This is a genomic window from Mucilaginibacter sp. (assembly GCF_025359345.1).
In the GTDB taxonomy this organism is placed as follows: Bacteria; Bacteroidota; Bacteroidia; order Sphingobacteriales; family Sphingobacteriaceae; genus Mucilaginibacter.
In genome coordinates, this window is the sequence record NZ_JANYGQ010000026.1 from 23930 (window position 1) to 41812 (window position 17883).

Annotated in this window: 10 protein-coding genes; 3 read left to right on the forward strand and 7 right to left on the reverse strand. The window is 43.4% G+C overall.

Annotation, left to right across the window (positions count from 1 at the left end; all coding sequences use genetic code 11):
* From Q0R52_RS16580 to Q0R52_RS16600, 5 genes are all read right to left on the reverse strand, one after another.
* The gene (locus Q0R52_RS16580) at positions 1-3315 is read right to left on the reverse strand and encodes a caspase family protein (RefSeq protein WP_295796239.1); all 3315 of its coding nucleotides are present in this window, start codon (positions 3313-3315) and stop codon (positions 1-3) included.
* Between the two features lie 4 nt (positions 3316-3319).
* A complete protein-coding gene (locus tag Q0R52_RS16585; protein WP_295796240.1) occupies positions 3320-6529 on the reverse strand; it encodes a caspase family protein in 3210 nt (1069 codons plus the stop codon).
* Between the two features lie 134 nt (positions 6530-6663).
* A complete protein-coding gene (locus Q0R52_RS16590; protein WP_295796241.1) occupies positions 6664-8274 on the reverse strand; it encodes a C1 family peptidase in 1611 nt (536 codons plus the stop codon).
* 396 nt (positions 8275-8670) lie between these two features.
* Entirely contained in the window at positions 8671-9459 is a 789-nt protein-coding gene (locus Q0R52_RS16595; protein ID WP_295796243.1) for a PIG-L family deacetylase, read from the reverse strand.
* A gap of 93 nt (positions 9460-9552) precedes the next feature.
* Positions 9553-10086 (reverse strand): DUF2911 domain-containing protein, encoded by a 534-nt coding sequence (locus tag Q0R52_RS16600; RefSeq protein ID WP_295796244.1) that lies wholly within the window; start codon positions 10084-10086, stop codon positions 9553-9555.
* Positions 10087-10326: 240 nt separating this feature from the next.
* Between Q0R52_RS16600 and Q0R52_RS16605 the strand changes: the two genes are divergently transcribed.
* Complete coding sequence (locus tag Q0R52_RS16605) at positions 10327-11085, forward strand: SDR family oxidoreductase (RefSeq protein ID WP_295796246.1); 759 nt, start codon at positions 10327-10329, stop codon at positions 11083-11085.
* 782 nt (positions 11086-11867) lie between these two features.
* On the forward strand, positions 11868-13013 hold the full coding sequence (locus Q0R52_RS16610) for an amidohydrolase family protein (protein ID WP_295796247.1): 1146 nt from the start codon (positions 11868-11870) through the stop codon (positions 13011-13013).
* A 2-nt stretch (positions 13014-13015) separates the two neighbouring features.
* Here the strand turns inward: Q0R52_RS16610 and Q0R52_RS16615 are convergent, their stop codons facing one another.
* Both Q0R52_RS16615 and Q0R52_RS16620 read right to left on the reverse strand, forming a co-directional pair.
* Positions 13016-13891, reverse strand: coding sequence for an AraC family transcriptional regulator (locus tag Q0R52_RS16615; RefSeq protein ID WP_295796248.1), 876 nt, complete (start codon positions 13889-13891; stop codon positions 13016-13018).
* Positions 13888-14268 (reverse strand): VOC family protein, encoded by a 381-nt coding sequence (locus tag Q0R52_RS16620; RefSeq protein ID WP_295796250.1) that lies wholly within the window; start codon positions 14266-14268, stop codon positions 13888-13890. Before Q0R52_RS16620 ends, Q0R52_RS16615 begins: the two co-directional genes overlap by 4 nt.
* A gap of 330 nt (positions 14269-14598) precedes the next feature.
* Between Q0R52_RS16620 and Q0R52_RS16625 the strand changes: the two genes are divergently transcribed.
* Complete coding sequence (locus tag Q0R52_RS16625) at positions 14599-17847, forward strand: SusC/RagA family TonB-linked outer membrane protein (RefSeq protein WP_295796251.1); 3249 nt, start codon at positions 14599-14601, stop codon at positions 17845-17847.
* Positions 17848-17883 lie beyond the last annotated feature (36 nt).

The following is a 17883-nucleotide window of genomic DNA, read 5'->3' on the forward strand; positions in this document are numbered from 1 at the left end:
TTATTTAATCACCTCCACCGGGAAATCATCACCCAAACCATAGCTCGATGGATATTGCGGTGTACCGTTATATTTCTTCATCAAATCAGGCACCTGTACCTGCAAATAATTTTTAAGGCCATTTATGGTCACCATTTTGTTGCTTGCCGCTTCTCCTTTCATGGCTTTTAGCAACACATAGGTAAATGCGCCGTGACCAAGCTGGGCAAACTCGTTGGCAAACTGCTGGCTGCCGCTGGCCGCTATCCAATGTGTACCAGTGCTACGCGCTACAACGGCAAAGCTTTTCTGGCGGTTGGCATCATTGGTCATCAGGGTAGCGAAGGCGCCAGCGCTTTGGCAGGCATCCAGGATAAATACCTGTTTTTGGGCGGCTATGTTAATAGCATATTGCTGCAGCATTTTTGAGGGTATGCCGTGCAGTTCCAATGCTTCGTCAACATTTTTTAAATCGGTTACGTCATTGGGCACCAGGTAAAATTCTTTGTTTTTTTCGCTGATAACCCCGTGGCCTGCATAATAGAAGACGAACACATCCTGCGGCCTGGCGTTTTTTTGAACATCGGTAAGGGCAGCTATAATACCGGCTTTGTCGGCTTTGTCATCGGTTACCAGGTAGGTTTTAACGCTGGTTACCATTGTGCGGGCATCACGTTCAGCTTCATCCTTAAAAGCCGTGGCATCGGCCAGCGCATAATTGAGCGCCATTTTTGGATTTTTATATTGATTGATGCCAACCACCACCAGGTGCAGCGTTGCATTTTTATCGATAGCAGCAATTATGCCGCCTGCGTTTGTACTAACCGGGGCCGGAGCGACTGCTGCATTACCCCCGGTATAAATTACAGCTAATTCATCGGGCGTGCTCTCTGTCCGCTGCGTGTTTAGCGCCAAAGCACGGACGTTGTTCTTGCCCGGCAGCAGGTTGATGGTGTATTTTTTTGTAACCGTGCTTGCCTTGCTGTCATTTGTTACTATCAGATTCCGGGAGGTAAGCGTTACAATTTTACCATTGTGAAAAACTCTTATTTCATCAATGGCATCGTCGGGCGATGTTGCTGTAACAGTAATTTCCGCTACACCGGTTGTGTTATTAAAGGTGGGAATATCATTGCTTACCACCAGGTTGCGCTGCCCGGCCTCGTACGTCATTTTTACCTTTGGCACCATTTTAAGGTTATTAATGTCAACCGGCAGCGGCGCAAACTGCTCACCATTAAGAACCCGATTGATAAGCAAGGGGGTGAAAAACTGCTCGTATAGGCCCTCGAGCGGGATAATTTCCTTCCCCCGGGTGTAATACATTTTCTTCAGCACATTTGCCGATGCATCAAACCTGCCATCGGGCATAAAGGCCACCCATTCTTCATTTTCATCAAACAGCACCAGTTTTATCAGCTCCCTATGGTTTTTCCAATCCCATATCCTGATGGTATTATCCCACGATGCTGATACCAGGTACTTTTCGTCATTCATGAAGGTACTATAGCTAACAAATGCATTATGTCCACCCAATTCGCCGGTTTTGGTAAAAGTATTCAGGTCCCATACTTCAATAGTGTTGTCCATATTAAGCAACGCAAATTTCAGGTCATCGGTAACTATTGCGTTGTAGATGGTGTTGTCGCCAAAAGCTTTTTCGGCGATAAGCTCGCCGGTATTAGCGTTTAACCACAACGCTTTTTTATTATAGCGGTCGATACAAAAGACCACCTTGTTGTCGGCGGTGAATTTGAATGTATAATCTTCTCCTCCGCGTTCCCAAAGTTTAACACCCGAAGCAATATTAAAACAGGCCATAAAACGCGAAGGCTTTTCCTGCCTGATACCAAAAGCTACATACATTTTGTTATCGGGCGAAAACGCGCCTATCCCGGCAGTGCCAGTTACCGCGTAATTGCCTGTTGCAATAGTTTTAAGTACTTTTTGAGTTACTACATCAATTATTATAACCGCTGTTCCGCCCGCCGAGGCCAACAGCTTCCCATCTTTCGAAAAAACAATATCCACAGGAATGTCTTTGTCTTTTTGTGGAGTTTTAATTTCGTCGTAATCGTCGCCTGGTGCTTCTGCGTTGTACAAGTTTACAAAATATGCCGACGCGTTTACGCCGGTTTTACCGTCGGGCGAAATACCTATTATATTGCTGCCATAGTTGTGGCGCAGGTTATCGACCGAAAATCCGTTGCGGGTTATATTAAGCTGCTTAAAATTTATTTTATCGCCGCCTAGCAATATAGTACTGGCCAATGCCGGTATTTTTAATGATTGAACAGACAACAGTGCATCGCCAAAATTATTCCCGGTGAGGTTGTTGGTTGTATTAAAGGCGTACAGGCTCACGCCAACCTTGCCCTGCTTGTTTGTTCCGATAATATACTCTCCAGGTTTAGCTGTAAAACAGGTACTGTTAGCTTCGCCCTGGGGTACTGTATACAAATTGGGGGCTGTATGGTTTACATAATCAAACACAGCAAAATCCTTACGCGATTGCAACAAGCACAGTCCTGTTTTTTTATCGAATTGTATGGCTTGGAAATTATAATAAAAGCTAAAAATGCTTTTAAATTCAATGTTAGTTTCCCATTTTAACTGTTTCGTACCGGCATCAATTAACTGTATATTATACTTACGGCCGCCGCTTTCCTTTACGCCCATCATCGTTCCATCAGGCAGGAAGCTTAACATCTTTACATCGCTGTTAAATATTTCCAATTCTTTACCCGCGGTGTCGATAAGTACCGAGCCTTTCAGGCGCGTGTAGCAAAGTAGTTTATCTTCCTGTTTATTTAATGATATCCGCGCAAATTCAATATCATAATAATCCGGCGCCGAAAGCTCGTATAGCTTTTTAACCGAAAAATCCTGCATATCCAGACTTAGCACATCCGCCTTGTACTGTTCAGGCTGGTTCGTGATATATAAAGTGCGGTCGTTAGTTGCCAAGGCTCCGTACACAAATCCTTTAAGCGCAACCTGTTTAGTGATCTTGAATTTATCGAAATCAAAAACCATCAAAACATCCCTGCCCATAGCGAGCAGCTCGGTGCCGTTGTTTTTGAAGATAAACTGGCTAAACGAATAAGGCTTACCTTCGGCTGTTTTATTGGGGAAATTGTAAATCAATTTACCTGAGGCCAGCTCCCAGATTTTGGTGGTGGCATCAGCCGACGATGAAATAAGATATTTATTGTCCGGCGACACGATTGTTGCCTTTATATCGCCAGTGTGCCCTGCCGGCAGCGTAAGCACGGGACCTTGCGAAAAGCCTTTCAATCCTAAAAAACAAAATATCAGCAAAAATATTTTTTTCATGGCCTTATTTAATCACCTCCACCGGGAAATCATCACCCAAACCATAGCTCGATGGATATTGCGGTGTACCGTTATATTTCTTCATCAAATCGGGCACCTGTACCTGCAAATAATTTTTAAGCCCATTAATGGTTATCATTTTATTGCTGGCTGCCCCGCCCTTCATGGCCTTAAGCAGTACATAAGTAAATGCCCCATGGCCCAGCTGCGAAAACTCGTTAGCAAATTGCTGACTACCGCTGGCGGCTATCCAGTGCGTTCCTGTGCTGCGGGCTACAACGGCCATGCTTTTTTGACGGTCGGCATCATCTGTTAACAATGTAGAAAATGCCCCTGCGCTCTGGCAGGCATCCAGTATAAACACCTGTTTTTGGGCGGCTATATCAATAGCGTATTGCTGCAGCATTTTTGAGGAAATGCCGTGTTGGGCCAACGCTGCGTCTACATTATTCAGGTCGGCAACATCGTTTGGCACCAGGTAAAACTCTTTGTTTTTATCGCTGATTACACCGTGGCCTGCATAGTAAAATACAAACACATCCTGTGGTTTGGCATTTTTCTGCACCTCGGTAAGGGCAGCTAAAATGCCGCTTTTGTCGGCCTTATCATCGGTAACAAAATAGGTTTTAACACCGGTTATCATGGTTTTTGCATCCTGTTCGGCCACATCCTTAAATGAAGTAGCATCGGCTAATGCATAGTTGAGCCTCATTTTAGGGTTTTTGTAGGCGTTGATGCCCACTACTACCAGGTGCATGGTGGCATTACGATCAACCACATCTATGATGACGCCGCTTTTATTAACCGGCGCAGGTGCATTTGCTTGTGCGCCACTATTGTAGGTTACCATTATTTCGTCAGGCTCGCTTTCAGTTCGCTGCCCGTTAAGTGCTACGGCGCGGATGTTGTTTACACCCGGCAGCAGGCTTATTGTATATGTTTTTGAATCGGTGCCGGTTGTGTTATCGGTAACAAAAAGTCCGCGTGTTGCCATGTTTACGATTTTACCATTTTGAAACAGCCGAATCTCGTCCACTTTGTCGTTCTCGGCCGATGCTTTTACAGTAATGTCTGCAATGCCAGTGGTGTTTTGATAGGCAGGTATCTTATCGTCAACCACGTTTAGATTACGGGTAACCTGGGCGTATGATATCTTTATCAACGGCGACGGATTAATGACCACATCAATAGGATCGAACTGCTCGCCATTTACCGAACGTTGATAAAGGTTAGGGGTATAAAATTTTTCGTAAACAACATCCAGCGGGACCTTGCGCCTGTTGCTGTAATAGTAAAGCTTTTTAATGCCAGCATCAGTTCCCTCAAACCGGCCGTATTGGTCTATAAAAACAAAATCGTTGCCATCATTAAACAGATAAATTGTACCTAACAGCTTACCGGTTTGTGGCTGCCAAACTTTAATTGTGTGGTCTAACGATACAGTATACATGGTTTTGCTATCAGGCGCAAATAATGCCTTACGGATAGCCGATAAATGAGCTTGTTTGGTGTAAACCGGCTTGCCCTGTATATCGTAGGCCGTCATTTCGCCGTCGTAATTTAAAGCAAAAAGTAATGATAGGTCCGGTGTGCAACTGTAAACACCAAAGGGCCTTATTTTAGGGTAGGCTGCCGACTTTGATTCCAGGCTGCCATCGGAAAGGTTGTATTTTTCGGTGGTGCTATTACGCACCAGCAATACATTTTTTTTATCAGCTGATATGGAAATAAAATCGGTGGTTTCACCATCGGGGATGTCTTTATCAAACAAAATAGCGCCTGTGTTTATATTCCACACTTTAGCATGGTTATATTGGTAACCTTTTTCCATCCCTGCAAGCAAATCCTTGTCTGGATGCAAATAGGGGGTTTCGGTACTTTTAAAGTTAAATACTGGTTGACTAATACCCGTTTTGACATTTATGCGATAAAGGGTGTTTAGTTGCCGCGGCACCGAAAATGTTGTGTAATAAACATTAGCGCCATTTTTTGAAAAAAAGAAATTTGCCCTTTCATTGCTCGATGCTTCATTCGTTAACTTAATAAATGGTTGCAGCATTTTACCGGTAACTATGTTTTTGATATACCCTTTATGGTCATCAAACACGGCAACTGTATCGCCTGTTGCACTAAATGTGGTCATTTCTGTTCTAACCGGGAGCACTTTGTGCCTTATGGGCATTAATTTCACCAGGTTAATGCTTTTAAATACCGAGTCGTCGGTCATAATGTTCAGTATGCCCGTTGCATCACTGTACTCCATCGAATTAAAGGTACTCATACCCAGGTCAGCTACTTTTCTATTAAACAAGTGCCCAACATGATTATCATTTGTGTTTACATCAAAAATTTGAGCCATATCGCTCGCGTAAACCGTATTGCTTGCAGGTATAAAACTGCACACGGTATACCTGCTGTTGATTTTTAACTGACCGACAGGCGTAAATGATGCATCGTAGATGGTGTGATTGAAGACAAATTGCTTGCCCGGGCCTTCTGCAGGTATCACATAGCCCTTACCCGGCACCGACTTTAACAGCTTGCCAGTGTACACATCATAAATATCGGCGCTTACCTGGCTATAGTTCTTCACTACATAAGTGACCATAGCATCCATATTAGGCAAATAATTGAAGGGGCCGGTTCCGGCAGGAGGCCGATATTCGAACACCATTTTTTTTTGTGCAGTGTCCCATATTTGCCAGCCGGTTCTATTAGTTATAACCAGGTTGCCCGTTGTGGTTATATCGATACCTGTCCTGTCATCGAGTGGATCAATCACCTTCACAACTTGCAGGCTTTTTATATCCAATTCGTTTATCTCGCCATTGTAGTTTATTGAGTACAGTTTGCTGTCATCGGGCGAAAATGCAACGTATGTGCCTGAAATTTTTAGGTTGAATAGCAGCTTACCTGTTACGGTGGAATAAATAGTATAACCGTTCACCACTATTTTTGTCCCATCGTTGCTGATAACGAAACTTCGCAGCCCCCCTTTTCCTACAGGAAAAGTGTATAATTGGTCGTGCGTTTTAATATCCCACATCACTATCTTTTCATCCTCTGTACTATACAGGTATTTGCCTTGCCGGTCAGGTATAATCCTGTTAATTACCAATGAATTTCCGCTAGGAATAATAATGTTACCTGTTTGCCCATAGCTGCCATAGACGAAAAAAAGTACCGCGCACACTAAGAGGGTTATCTTTTTCATTTTTTTACACTTAATATCCTATTTGATAGCCCCGCCGCCTAATGCTATCCTATAGTTTAAAAACAGGTTAGCATTAGGCACAACAGTAGCATATGTTATCGTTTTTGCGGATGCAGGCGTTTGTGAATGTGATATTACTGGTGCTTTATTTCAACCATTAACGGCACCACGCTGCCGGTTGTCGGCCTTTTGTCGTCATCGGTAACGGTTAAATTGCGGGTTGATAACTTTTTGGTGCTGAAACCAACCTTGTCGCCGGCATATTGAATATTGGCCTTGTCAATCAATTTGTTGCCAAGCACGGTTTTTATTTTAGTGCTCAGGTTGCCCTTCATGCCGTTCATTTTATCTGCAATGGCGGATGCATCCAGTTTCTGGGCCGAGTACAATATCAGCAGGTAATCCACTCCCTTTTGCTCATCCAGCTGGATCACTTTAGTATCCGATGGAAAAGCGATAGTACTGCCCGCACCAACATGGGTGGATATCATATCGTCAAAAGGCAAAATGCGGTTTACCTTGCCAGTTAAGTCGCTGGCAAAGGCATATACGTAGGCCTCATTGTCTACATTCATATAAAACCTGAACTTGGTGCCGCTGGTGTAGCTGCCTGCCATGGTATAGGCCACTAAATCTTCTTTAGCGTTGGCATCATCCTCAACGGTTAAATTGCGGGTAGATGTTTTATTTACAGGCATATCGTCACCGGTGTTTAGTTTAAATTCCAGGTTGCCGCTCAGCGCAAATGTTGGCGATTCGGGTACCGGAACAGGTTTTGGTTCCGGTTTTGGCGTTGGCTGCGGAGTAGGAGTAGGAGTAGGCGTTGGAGTAGGAGGTACAGGTTTCGGTGCTTCATCTGGCGCAAGGGTATTGGGGTCGCCAAATACTTCCACGGCAAGCTTACACCAGTTCGGAAAATCGGAATAACGTATCCAAACAAAACCGCCATCGCCCCATTTGGTGCCCCAACTGTTCATGATGCGGAATGCGCCGCCTTCAATATGGTCGTCATAACCAACTATGGCCATGGCGTGGCCGTTATGCTTCCAGTCTTTCAATTCCTCATTCGGGTCGGGGTGCCAAACTGCCGACTTAATACGAAAAAACGACTCAGGTATATGCCAGCCGCCAGATACCGGGTAGCCCTCGGCCAGCGCCTTTTTTACCGATGATATCATCACATCAGCCGGCTGAATGTATTTGTCCTCGCGCATCATCCCGGCTGCGGCAAACAACATTGCGCCATCCTGTACCTTATAATTTGCCGCTTCAGATTTTACATTATCTGTTAGTTGGAATCCGCATTGGTACGGCACTTTGCTTAACAACGCATCCCCGGTTTTTATCATAAAAAAAATGGCTTTTATGGCGTCCAGGCCATCCTGGCAATCGGCATCGGTGGCACTTTTTACCTGTTCATAAATATAAGTTGGCGAAAAAGTGTATTTATTAATTAAAGCCTTATCGGTAATATTATGAGTTTTTGCATATAATATGGTGGCTATATCATAAGCACTGGTGAAAGCTACGCAGGTGCCATGGTTGCCCTGGTCGCCGGGAGTTGGGCAATACTTTTCGAGGCTTACACTTTCAGGAAGTCCGCGAAAGCTTCTGAATGATAATGTGACTTTTTGAGGCGCGGCCGCAATACTTTCAGCGTTGAATATTGCACCCATTCGGTGTTCCTGGGCAAAAAGTGTAGTGCCCGCAAACAGGCAAGCAAGGGCAAACAGGTAAGTCTTCATTTTATAGGGATTATTTAAACTTTGTTAATATTTCTGCCACTCAGCGCAAAACAGTATCTGGTTATAAAAGGGAACATTGTTTGATAAACGAAACCGCATCCACAGGGGGCAGGATGTTGTAAACACAGCTGGTTATATGCGTTTTTTATCGTTTATCAAATCAATATCTAAAAATAATATTATTTTTTATATCATTCATACTAAGTGTTGTATGAAACAATATAATTATATAATATTTGTTTATGCCGGAATGATTTGCCGCATTATATAATACAAAGCTAATCCGTGGCATAAAGTTGGGCAATACCGTTAATGGGGTATATTTATATGCGTGTTAACCCGCAATAATAAATTTATGCGGCGGGAGTATATTGGAAGGTTGCAAACGGATAATATCTACAAACCTATAATGGAAATTTTGTCGGCCTGTGTTTTAAAATGGATAAATGCCTCGGCTACTCTTGCGCCTGCTTCCAACCCCCTGAATTCTTCCAGCGGTTTGAAATAATCGTTGTAAGTTTCAACCGGGCGTTGTGTTTTGTGGGCGAACATTGCTGCTTTCTTTTTTTCGTGGGTTGATGTTATGTCAACATAATCGGTAGGGGTAAAGGCCATGGTTTCAACGCCGGTATTTACCTCGTAAAAATAGAGGTGAAACTTCCGTCCCGATTTTACCCATGCAGTTAAAGCAAGCAAACCGGTAACCTGGTGGTCCGGGTGTGAGTCGACGGGCCATTGTGTGAACACGATGTCCGGTTTTTGGGCAAGAATAAGCTTCGCCATCTCCTCGTTTTTCGACTTGTCGAGAACCGTATTGCCGTCTATCTGCCCGGCAAACTGGGGTGTTGCGGTTAATATTTTACAGGCGGCTTCAGCCTCTTTAGTACGGAGGGCAGCCATTTCTGCGTAAGTTTTATTAGGGTCGCCGGCTTCGCCGCGTGTTAAGTACAAAAAAATAACATTATGGCCGGCTTCGCTGTATTTTGCCATGGTGCCGCCGCAGCCAAACTCCGGGTCGCCAGGGTGGGCGCCAAGGCAAATTATGATAAGTTTTTTATTGTCATCGTGAGGATTGATTGAACCCGGCGTGTGTGCTGCCGCAATTATAGGTGCAGCGGTGAGGCCTCCAATAGCCAAGGCAGATTGCTTAATAAAATTGCGCCGGGCCGGGCTGTTTTTTTCCATGCATAAATGTAGTTTTTATTTGCAAATACCAGCGCCGGGCCAAAACACAAAAGGCCGGGCGGTTAGGCCCGGCCCTAAACAAATATACAGAGGTTAGTTTATTTTGAAATCCACATCCAGGTTTTCCCAGGCAATTGATACCGCACCCTTTTTATTTACCGTATACAGCAACTTCTCGTTAAACGCCGCAGCCTTTTTTGGTTTGGCTGTTACCCTTAAAAAGTCCTTCGCTGCGTCATATTTAAAAGCACCCCATTGGTTTGGCACCTTGTTGAATATGATGATCCACTCTTTTTCGCCGGGGATGGTGAAAAAGCCGTACTTGCCGGCCGGCAGGGCCTTGCCTTGTACCTTAATATCCTTGTCGGTTTCAAAGGTAGTGGCCTCGTTTGCCCCGGTGCGCCAAACCTGGCCAAACGGAACCAAATCGCCCCATACCTTGCGACCTTTTACCGATGGTTGCCCATAATTTATGACAACATTGGCGTCACCAACTTTTGCGTTGGCCATTGCCGGCGGGCTTGGGCGTTTGGTTTTGTCTTCGTCCTGGGCGCTTGCCTTAAACAGGTTTGCAGTAGCTACGGTAATTAACAGCAGCATAAAAGTACTTTTAAAAATCTTTTTCATATCAGTAATTCGTGTTTAAATATTTCCGTCAAAGTTGAGGCATTCACCTGTTTTTAATATTTCAAACACATTTCAAGTTCATTCAAATGCATTCAAATTGAAACAGTATTTTTTCTCCCCCTATTTTTAGATGATACAGAATGGAGTAAATATCCCCCCGGCCGGGTTAAAAATATTCAACGTATATATCTTAAATTCGGCACGGCGACAATAAACCATCGCTATAACTTTATTATCATCATGGAGTGTATTTTTAATGCAAAGGGCAAAGTTGCCATTGTTACCGGCGGAGCATCGGGAATTGGCGAAGCAACGGTTTGGAAATTTATTGAAGCCGGGGCGACCGTCGGTATTTTAGATATCAATGATGCGGCCGCCAACAGTCTTGTAGCCCAAATAGAAAACAAGGGCGGCATCGCCAAATACGTGCATTGCGATATGCTTAGCGAAGGCAGTATCAAAACATCCACCGATGAAATTGTTACCGCTTTCGGCAGGCTCGATTATGCTTACAATAATGCCGGCATAGGTGGAGATTTTGCCAAAATTGAAGATTACCCCACTGATAATTGGGACAAGGTGATGGCCATTAACCTGCGTGCTGTTTTTCTTTGTATGAAATACCAGATCCCTCACATATTGAAGCAGCAAAAAGGGGCAATTGTAAACTGTGCGTCGGTATTAAGCACCGTAGCTTATATAAATGATTCGGCTTATGTAGCCTCAAAATTTGGCGTGCTGGGGCTTACCAAAAACGCAGCGCTCGAGTATGCAACAACCGGCTTGCGCATAAATTCCATAAGTCCCGGTTTTACGCTGACTCCTATGATTAAAAATGGCGGCGAAGAAAAATTAAAGCAAATAGCTCAAAAGCACGCCATACAGCGGCTGGCCAGCCCAGAAGAAATGGCACAGGGCGTAATATGGCTTTGTTCGGATGGCGCCTCATTTGCAATCGGCCTTAATTTGCTGCTGGATGGAGGCTATACTTTGCAGTGAGGGGGTGAATAGTGAATGATAATTGCCAAAAAACGTTGCTGTTCACAGTGAAACATATAGAACATGGTGGAACGGTAAAATTCAATACACTTTCGTAAAAAGTGCATTTCCGGGATATTACGACGGCTTTTTATTAAAAAGCGCCACCAAAAACTCTAAAAATGCTGACAAAACAGTGTCAGCATTTTATCGTTTTTTAATGACGAAATTTGCAGCCGCATGGATATCCGCCTAACAAATTGTCTATCGGGTAATAAATAATGAACAGCGAAGTTGACGACCCTTTAATTCTAAAAAAATAAGGGCATAAAAAAAGGAATCCACACCTCGCGTAAAGATTCCTTAATTAACTATTAACTAACCTTATCATCAATGAAAAATTAGTTGATCAAATATATAAGCCGTGTTTATCGGTCGATATGCTATTACAACCAATTTGCATTAGCTGTGTATATCGCAGGCTAAAAATACCCCCTGCGGGGTGATAGATTAAAGCTTCGTTGAAGGTATCTTTAGCTTTGGCAATCGAGCGTGTTGTATGTCAATTGTGAAGGCATGTATTCGGCAATGTCAACAGATGATGGAAAAACCTGCCAGGTGTCATAAACTAATTCTTATATCGTAAAAATAACGGGCAAAACTATATAAACTAAACACCAAAACTGAAACAGCGGGCGCGAAAGTGCCTGCTGTTTTTTTGTAAAATGTTTACAATAATTTGGCTATGATTTTAGTTTAGTTTCAACATATTTGTTTACTTAATATTTGTACATCAACCTAAAATGAAATCATTAAAACTTGTTTTTCTTGCACTGTTAATCGCATCTGCTTTTACATTGTCTGCGCAGGATAAAATGGACATAGAAACATATAACCCAAAATCGACACTTGTTGTAAAACAGCACTTAATTAAAAAAGCCAAGTACCCCTTTATTGATGTGCACAACCACCAATGGGATATGCCCAGCCAAAACCTGGGAGAGTTATTAAACGATATGAACGGCCTAAATATGGCGGCGATGGTAAACTTGAGCGGCAGGGGTGGTAAAATGGTTGATAACTACTATAAAGGGCGCAGTTTATTCAGCGTAAACGGTCCTGAATATTTTAACCGCACAATGGACAATGTGCGTAAAAATGGCAAGGGCAGGATACTGGTTTTTACCAACATTGACTGGACCGGAATTGGCGACCCGAACTGGACTAAAAACACCGTTGCACAGCTTGAAAAAGATGTAAAAAATGGCGCCAGCGGGCTGAAGGTATACAAGGAGTTAGGGCTTGAAATTTACGATAAAACCGGCAAACGGGTGGCTGTTGACGATCCGCGCATCGATCCCATTTGGGAAAAATGTGGCGAGCTGAAAATACCTGTGCTGATACACACCGGCGAACCTATTGCCTTTTTTGATAAAATGGATAATACCAATGAGCGCTGGCTTGAATTGAAATTACACCCTGGCAGGGCCAGGCCGGCACCGCAGTATCCCAGTTGGCAACAGGTAATGGGCGAGCAGCACCGCGCTTTTGCAAAGCACCCGCACACCACTTTTATTGCCGCGCATTTGGATTGGCTGCCCAACAACCTTGACGCACTAGGCAAACTGCTCGACTCATTACCTAATGTAATGACCGAGTTTGCAGCTGTAATGGAAGAAATTGGAAGAGAGCCCAGGACTGCCCGCAACTTCTTTATTAAATACCAGGACAGGATATTGTTTGGCAAAGATACCTGGAGCGTACCCGAATATGGTTTTTACTTCAGGATGTTGGAAACGGATGATGAATACTTTCCGCCGCTAAGAAAATACCATGCTTTCTGGAGCATGTACGGGCTAAACCTGCCCGATGATGTGCTTAGAAAAATTTATTATAAAAACGGGCTGAAACTATTTCCCAAAATAGATAAATCGTTGTTCCCCGGATAGGGTTAAGCGGCTATACCGGTTCTGAAATTGCCGGGGGTAATGCCATACCTCCCTTTAAAAAAGCGGATAAACGAGCTTACATTATCAATTCCAATCATACTCACAATTTCATTTATCTCGTAACGCGTGTTTTTTAACATGTGTTTAGCCTGGCCAAGCCTTACCTGTATTAAATATTGATACGGAGAGCAATGGAAAGTTTGCTTAAATGTGCGGCAAAAATGTGTTTGCGAAAGGCATGCGTGCTGGCATATCTCGGTTAATGTTAAAGCCTGGTTGTAATTGCTTATAATATAGTCTTTGGCAATATTTAAACGCTTAAACAACTCTGTGCGGGTTTTATAACTAAGCGCCTTCAGTTCGTTACTTTTTGTTAAAATTTCTTTGTTATATATCCTGTAAAAGTTTATTAATGAATGCAGCAGGTACTGATCAATCAACATGTCATCAGTAGTATCCGTATTAATAATTTCCTGCAAATGCAGCAGGTTATATCGCATGTCTCCTTTCAGCGGATAAATGGTTTCTAAAAACACAGGGGCTGAATTTTTGGGAACAAAAAACGGCTCATCAAGCAATAGCGATTGAGCAGCGGTTGCGCTGTGATGAAAGGAATTTAAAAATTGTGAATCGTATAGAATAGAAATTGTATTGACCGGTACTTCTGAATAGATTTCCCTGCCAAACACCGTTCCTTCATTAATAATCAGGAAATTTCCGGGCAGGATATTCAGTTTTTTATTGCCTAGTTTATATTGTTCCTGCCCGTCGATAATCATCCTTATCGAAAACTCGTGGCACTCGTTAGCATAAGTGGCGTTTGTAGTTATTTCGCTGTATATTTTGTTTTGGTTATTTACAATCTGGATCTTTTTCATAGTTCATCGTTATAATCCCTGTGTTCTATCAAGGTGTATCTGGTGCCGATGTTGTCTACAGCAACTGCTCTTAGCCCATCGCTGGTATAGCCGGGTATTCCGTCAAATTGTACCCCTTGCTTATCAAGCAGGTAGTAATCCTTCAGGCAGTCGTCGGTATTTATAACTATTGGCGAATTATAATCGTCATGATCAGCGTGCAACGCGATGAAATAACTCCGTCCCGATTTGTCGCGGAGCAGAAACCCGGGCCTGCCGGGTTTTTCGGCATTATACAGGTTACTTACTTTAACAAAGCCCAGGTACTGCGTAAGGAACTTTAGCGTCGCCCGGGGCTCCTTCACACATATTTCCGCATAAGTTAGTTCTTCCGTCATGTCCTTCAAGTTTTAGATGGTCAATTACTGTATAAGTTTTAGGGGCCTGTATTTTAATGCATTACAAAGCTACCTGTAATGGCTGCGGCTGCCATACCCCTCAAGGGGGTATTTTTCAGAATAAGCCCTTGACGGGCCTTCCAGGGCGCAAAAAGGCTATAAAAGCATATCGGGTTACAGGGGTAATATCTAACATTACACTTTGACTAATAACTGACCATATGACTGCAATTTTGTACAAGGAGATCCCTCCATGATTCCGACTCCCTTTATTTAGGTGCTGCTTAAAATAGTCAGCGATGTAAAACTTCGACTAATCATTAAATTTTTATGAAAAAACTATTACTACTAATACTAGTCATCGTAACTGCCCAGGTAACTGTTGTTTTTGCACAAAGCCGCACAATAACAGGTACCGTTACGGGTAAGGATGACAATTTCCCGCTTCCCGGTGTAAGCATAAGCGTACCCGGCACCCAGATTGGTACAGTAACCAACGATTATGGTAAATACACTATTAAAGTACCTGCATCGGCAAAGTCGATGGCTTTCTCGTTTGTGGGTTACAACAGGCATGTTGCCGAACTCGGCGCTACAGACATTATTAATATAGCGCTCGAAACAAATGCAAAACAATTAAAAGAAGTTATAGTAACCGGCGGTTACGGCATTAAGCAAACAGCAAAATCAAACTCCAACTCGGCGCAGGTAGTTTCTGCCACAGAATTAAACACAATTCGCGAGCCTAACATTAACAATGCGCTTGCCGGTAAAGTTGCCGGTATCCAGGTGCGCAGCCAGTCGGCAGCGGCGTTGGGCCGTAATACCGAGGTAAGGTTGCGTGGCGCATCGGGTTTTGGTGCGGGCCAGGGCGCTCTGTATGTTGTTGATGGTACAATCCTTCCCAATGCAGACGACTTAAACCTCGACGATGTTGAAAGCGTTACCGTTTTACAAGGTGCGGCTGCTGCAGCTTTATTAGGCTCACAGGGTGCTAACGGTGCGATCGTAATTACCACCTCGAAGGCTAAAAAGAATGGCGGCCTAGGAGTAGACCTTAGGATAGGCGCAACTTTTGACAAGGCTTATATACTACCAAACTATCAGAATACCTACGGCGGTGGTAACAACCCGGTATTTACCCAGTACACCTGGAAAGCAGGCGATCCTGATCATTGGAAATCATTAAGCGGTAAATATTACCCTGATTATTCGGATGATAGCAGTTGGGGCCCTAAAATGGTTGGCCAGGAATACATCCCATGGTATGCGTGGTACGCAGGTACCCAATATACGGGCAAAACTGCCTCATGGACACCACACCCGACAAATGCAGCTGACTTTTTTCAAACAGCACCGCTGCTTGATAACAGCCTTACATTTAATAAATCGGGCGAAGATTATAGTTTTAAGTTAGGATACGGCAACCTTTATCAAAAAGGCCTGATACCTAACCAGGATTTGAAAAGGAATACGCTAAACCTGAACTATAACTACGATTTAAACAAGCATCTGTCGTTAACCTCCAGTATTAACTACACTAACCAAAAACAAAATGGTTTAGTAAATGACGCTTACGGAAACCCCGGAACAGGTGGTCTAACACAATGGTTCCACAGGGATTTGGATATGAGTAAATTAAAGGAACTGCGCCATTTGCAATACGGCCCCGGCCAATATGCAACCTGGAACCACAACGACCCGGCGGCATGGAATCCAGCCAACCCGACTGCGTTTTATGGCGCTAACTTCTGGTACAATTACTATTCATACCAGGATTTGTTGAAAGATCCTTCAAACACCGATCGCTTTTTTGGAAACATTGCGCTTACCTATAAAGTGAACAATGATTTGAGCTTCAAAATGACCTATCGCAAGCAACAGCTTACAGTATGGCAGGAAAATTACACGCCTACTGAATTGGAAATAAGCGCCAATCAAACAGGTGTAAAAGCCGGCTATTCTTCAAATAACGCTTACTCAAACAGGGAAAATCTAGAGTTTTTGGCCACATATAGTAAAAAAATAAAAGAATTTAAGGTTGATGCCAACGTAGGTACTGATAAATTCCACTGGACATTCAAAAATAACTTTGCTGCAACAAACAATGGTTTAACTATCCCGGGACTGTATAATGTCGGAAACAGCGTTGATCCGCCAACCATAGTCAATACAAGGATAACCGAGGCATATAATGCAGTTTTAGGCCACGTGGCTTTTAGCTGGAAAGATTTAATTTTCCTTGATGGTTCGTTACGTAACGACTGGTTTTCAACTTTCCCGCAGGCTAAAAACGATGTATTATCAAAATCGGGTGGTATATCATTCGCATTTAGTGATTTGTTGAAAAGCCAGGACAAATGGTTGAGCTATGGTAAACTAAGAGCTACCTACGGGCAAATTCCTAAGGCATTGGGCAACACCAATGAAACCTTTGGCGCTTACCTTTATCCGGGTGCATCATATACCGTAAACGCACAAAAACTTAACGGGCAACTGGTACAAACCACGCCTAACCAAAGTGTTGACGATAAAATCCACGGCTCAACCGTAACGCAAAAAGAGCTGGGCTTGGATCTGCGTTTCCTGAGCGACAGGATCGGAATTTCCGGCACTTACTGGACAGGTTCAGAAACTGGTATACCAGCATCAATAGGTGTTAATGGGGCCAGCGGTGTAAACTCAATATTAACCAACTTTGGCGATGTTGAGAAAAAAGGCTTTGACTTAAACATCAATGTCTACCCGGTAAGGATCCCGAATTTTTCGTGGAACATCTCGTTAACGTACTCTAATCTTTTAGAGGATAAAGTTGTCGAGATCAGCAATAAATATAACGTGCAACAAATTATTGTGGCGCTAAACACAAACTTTGGTTCTGCAGGCGTTCCATTCCTGGTTCAAAAAGCTGGTTTACCATGGGGACAGATTTTCGGACCTGGCGTGTTGCGTAATTCTGCCGGCGTGCCAATTTTAGGTGCCGACGGATTTTACCAGCGTAACCCAAGCGTTTATTTTGGCAGCGCGCTCCCAAAACATACAGGTGGTATACAAAACACGTTCAACCTGTTTAAGGATATCGCTTTCAACTTTAACATAGATTACCAGTTTGGTGGCAAATTCGCTTCATTAACTGATGCCTTCGGTTCATTCTCTGGTACAACTTACCGTACTGCAGCATTAAACGATAAAGGTAACCCTGTGCGTGATGCTGTTGCCGACGGCGGTGGTATCCACCAGGTTGGTGTTGACGCAAACGGCAAACCGGTTAGCATGTATGTAAGTGCTTATGATTACTATCACAATAACTTTAACAACGGTACTGAAGATGAGTTTGTTTATGACTTAACCTTCATTAAACTGCGTGAGGCCGGTATTTCATACAAAATCCCGGTTAAAAAGTGGGGCCTTAGTAACGTCATCAAAAATGCAACATTCCAGATACAGGCGCATGACCTTTGGTTAATTTATGCTAAAACCAAAGATTTCGACCCATCGCAAATAAGCGCGGTACAGGGCGAATCGGCGCAGTTGCCTGGCACACGTGGCTTTGGATTTAACTTAAAAGTAGGTTTCTGACAACTAGCTAAAACGAAAACTTAATTTAAATATTTA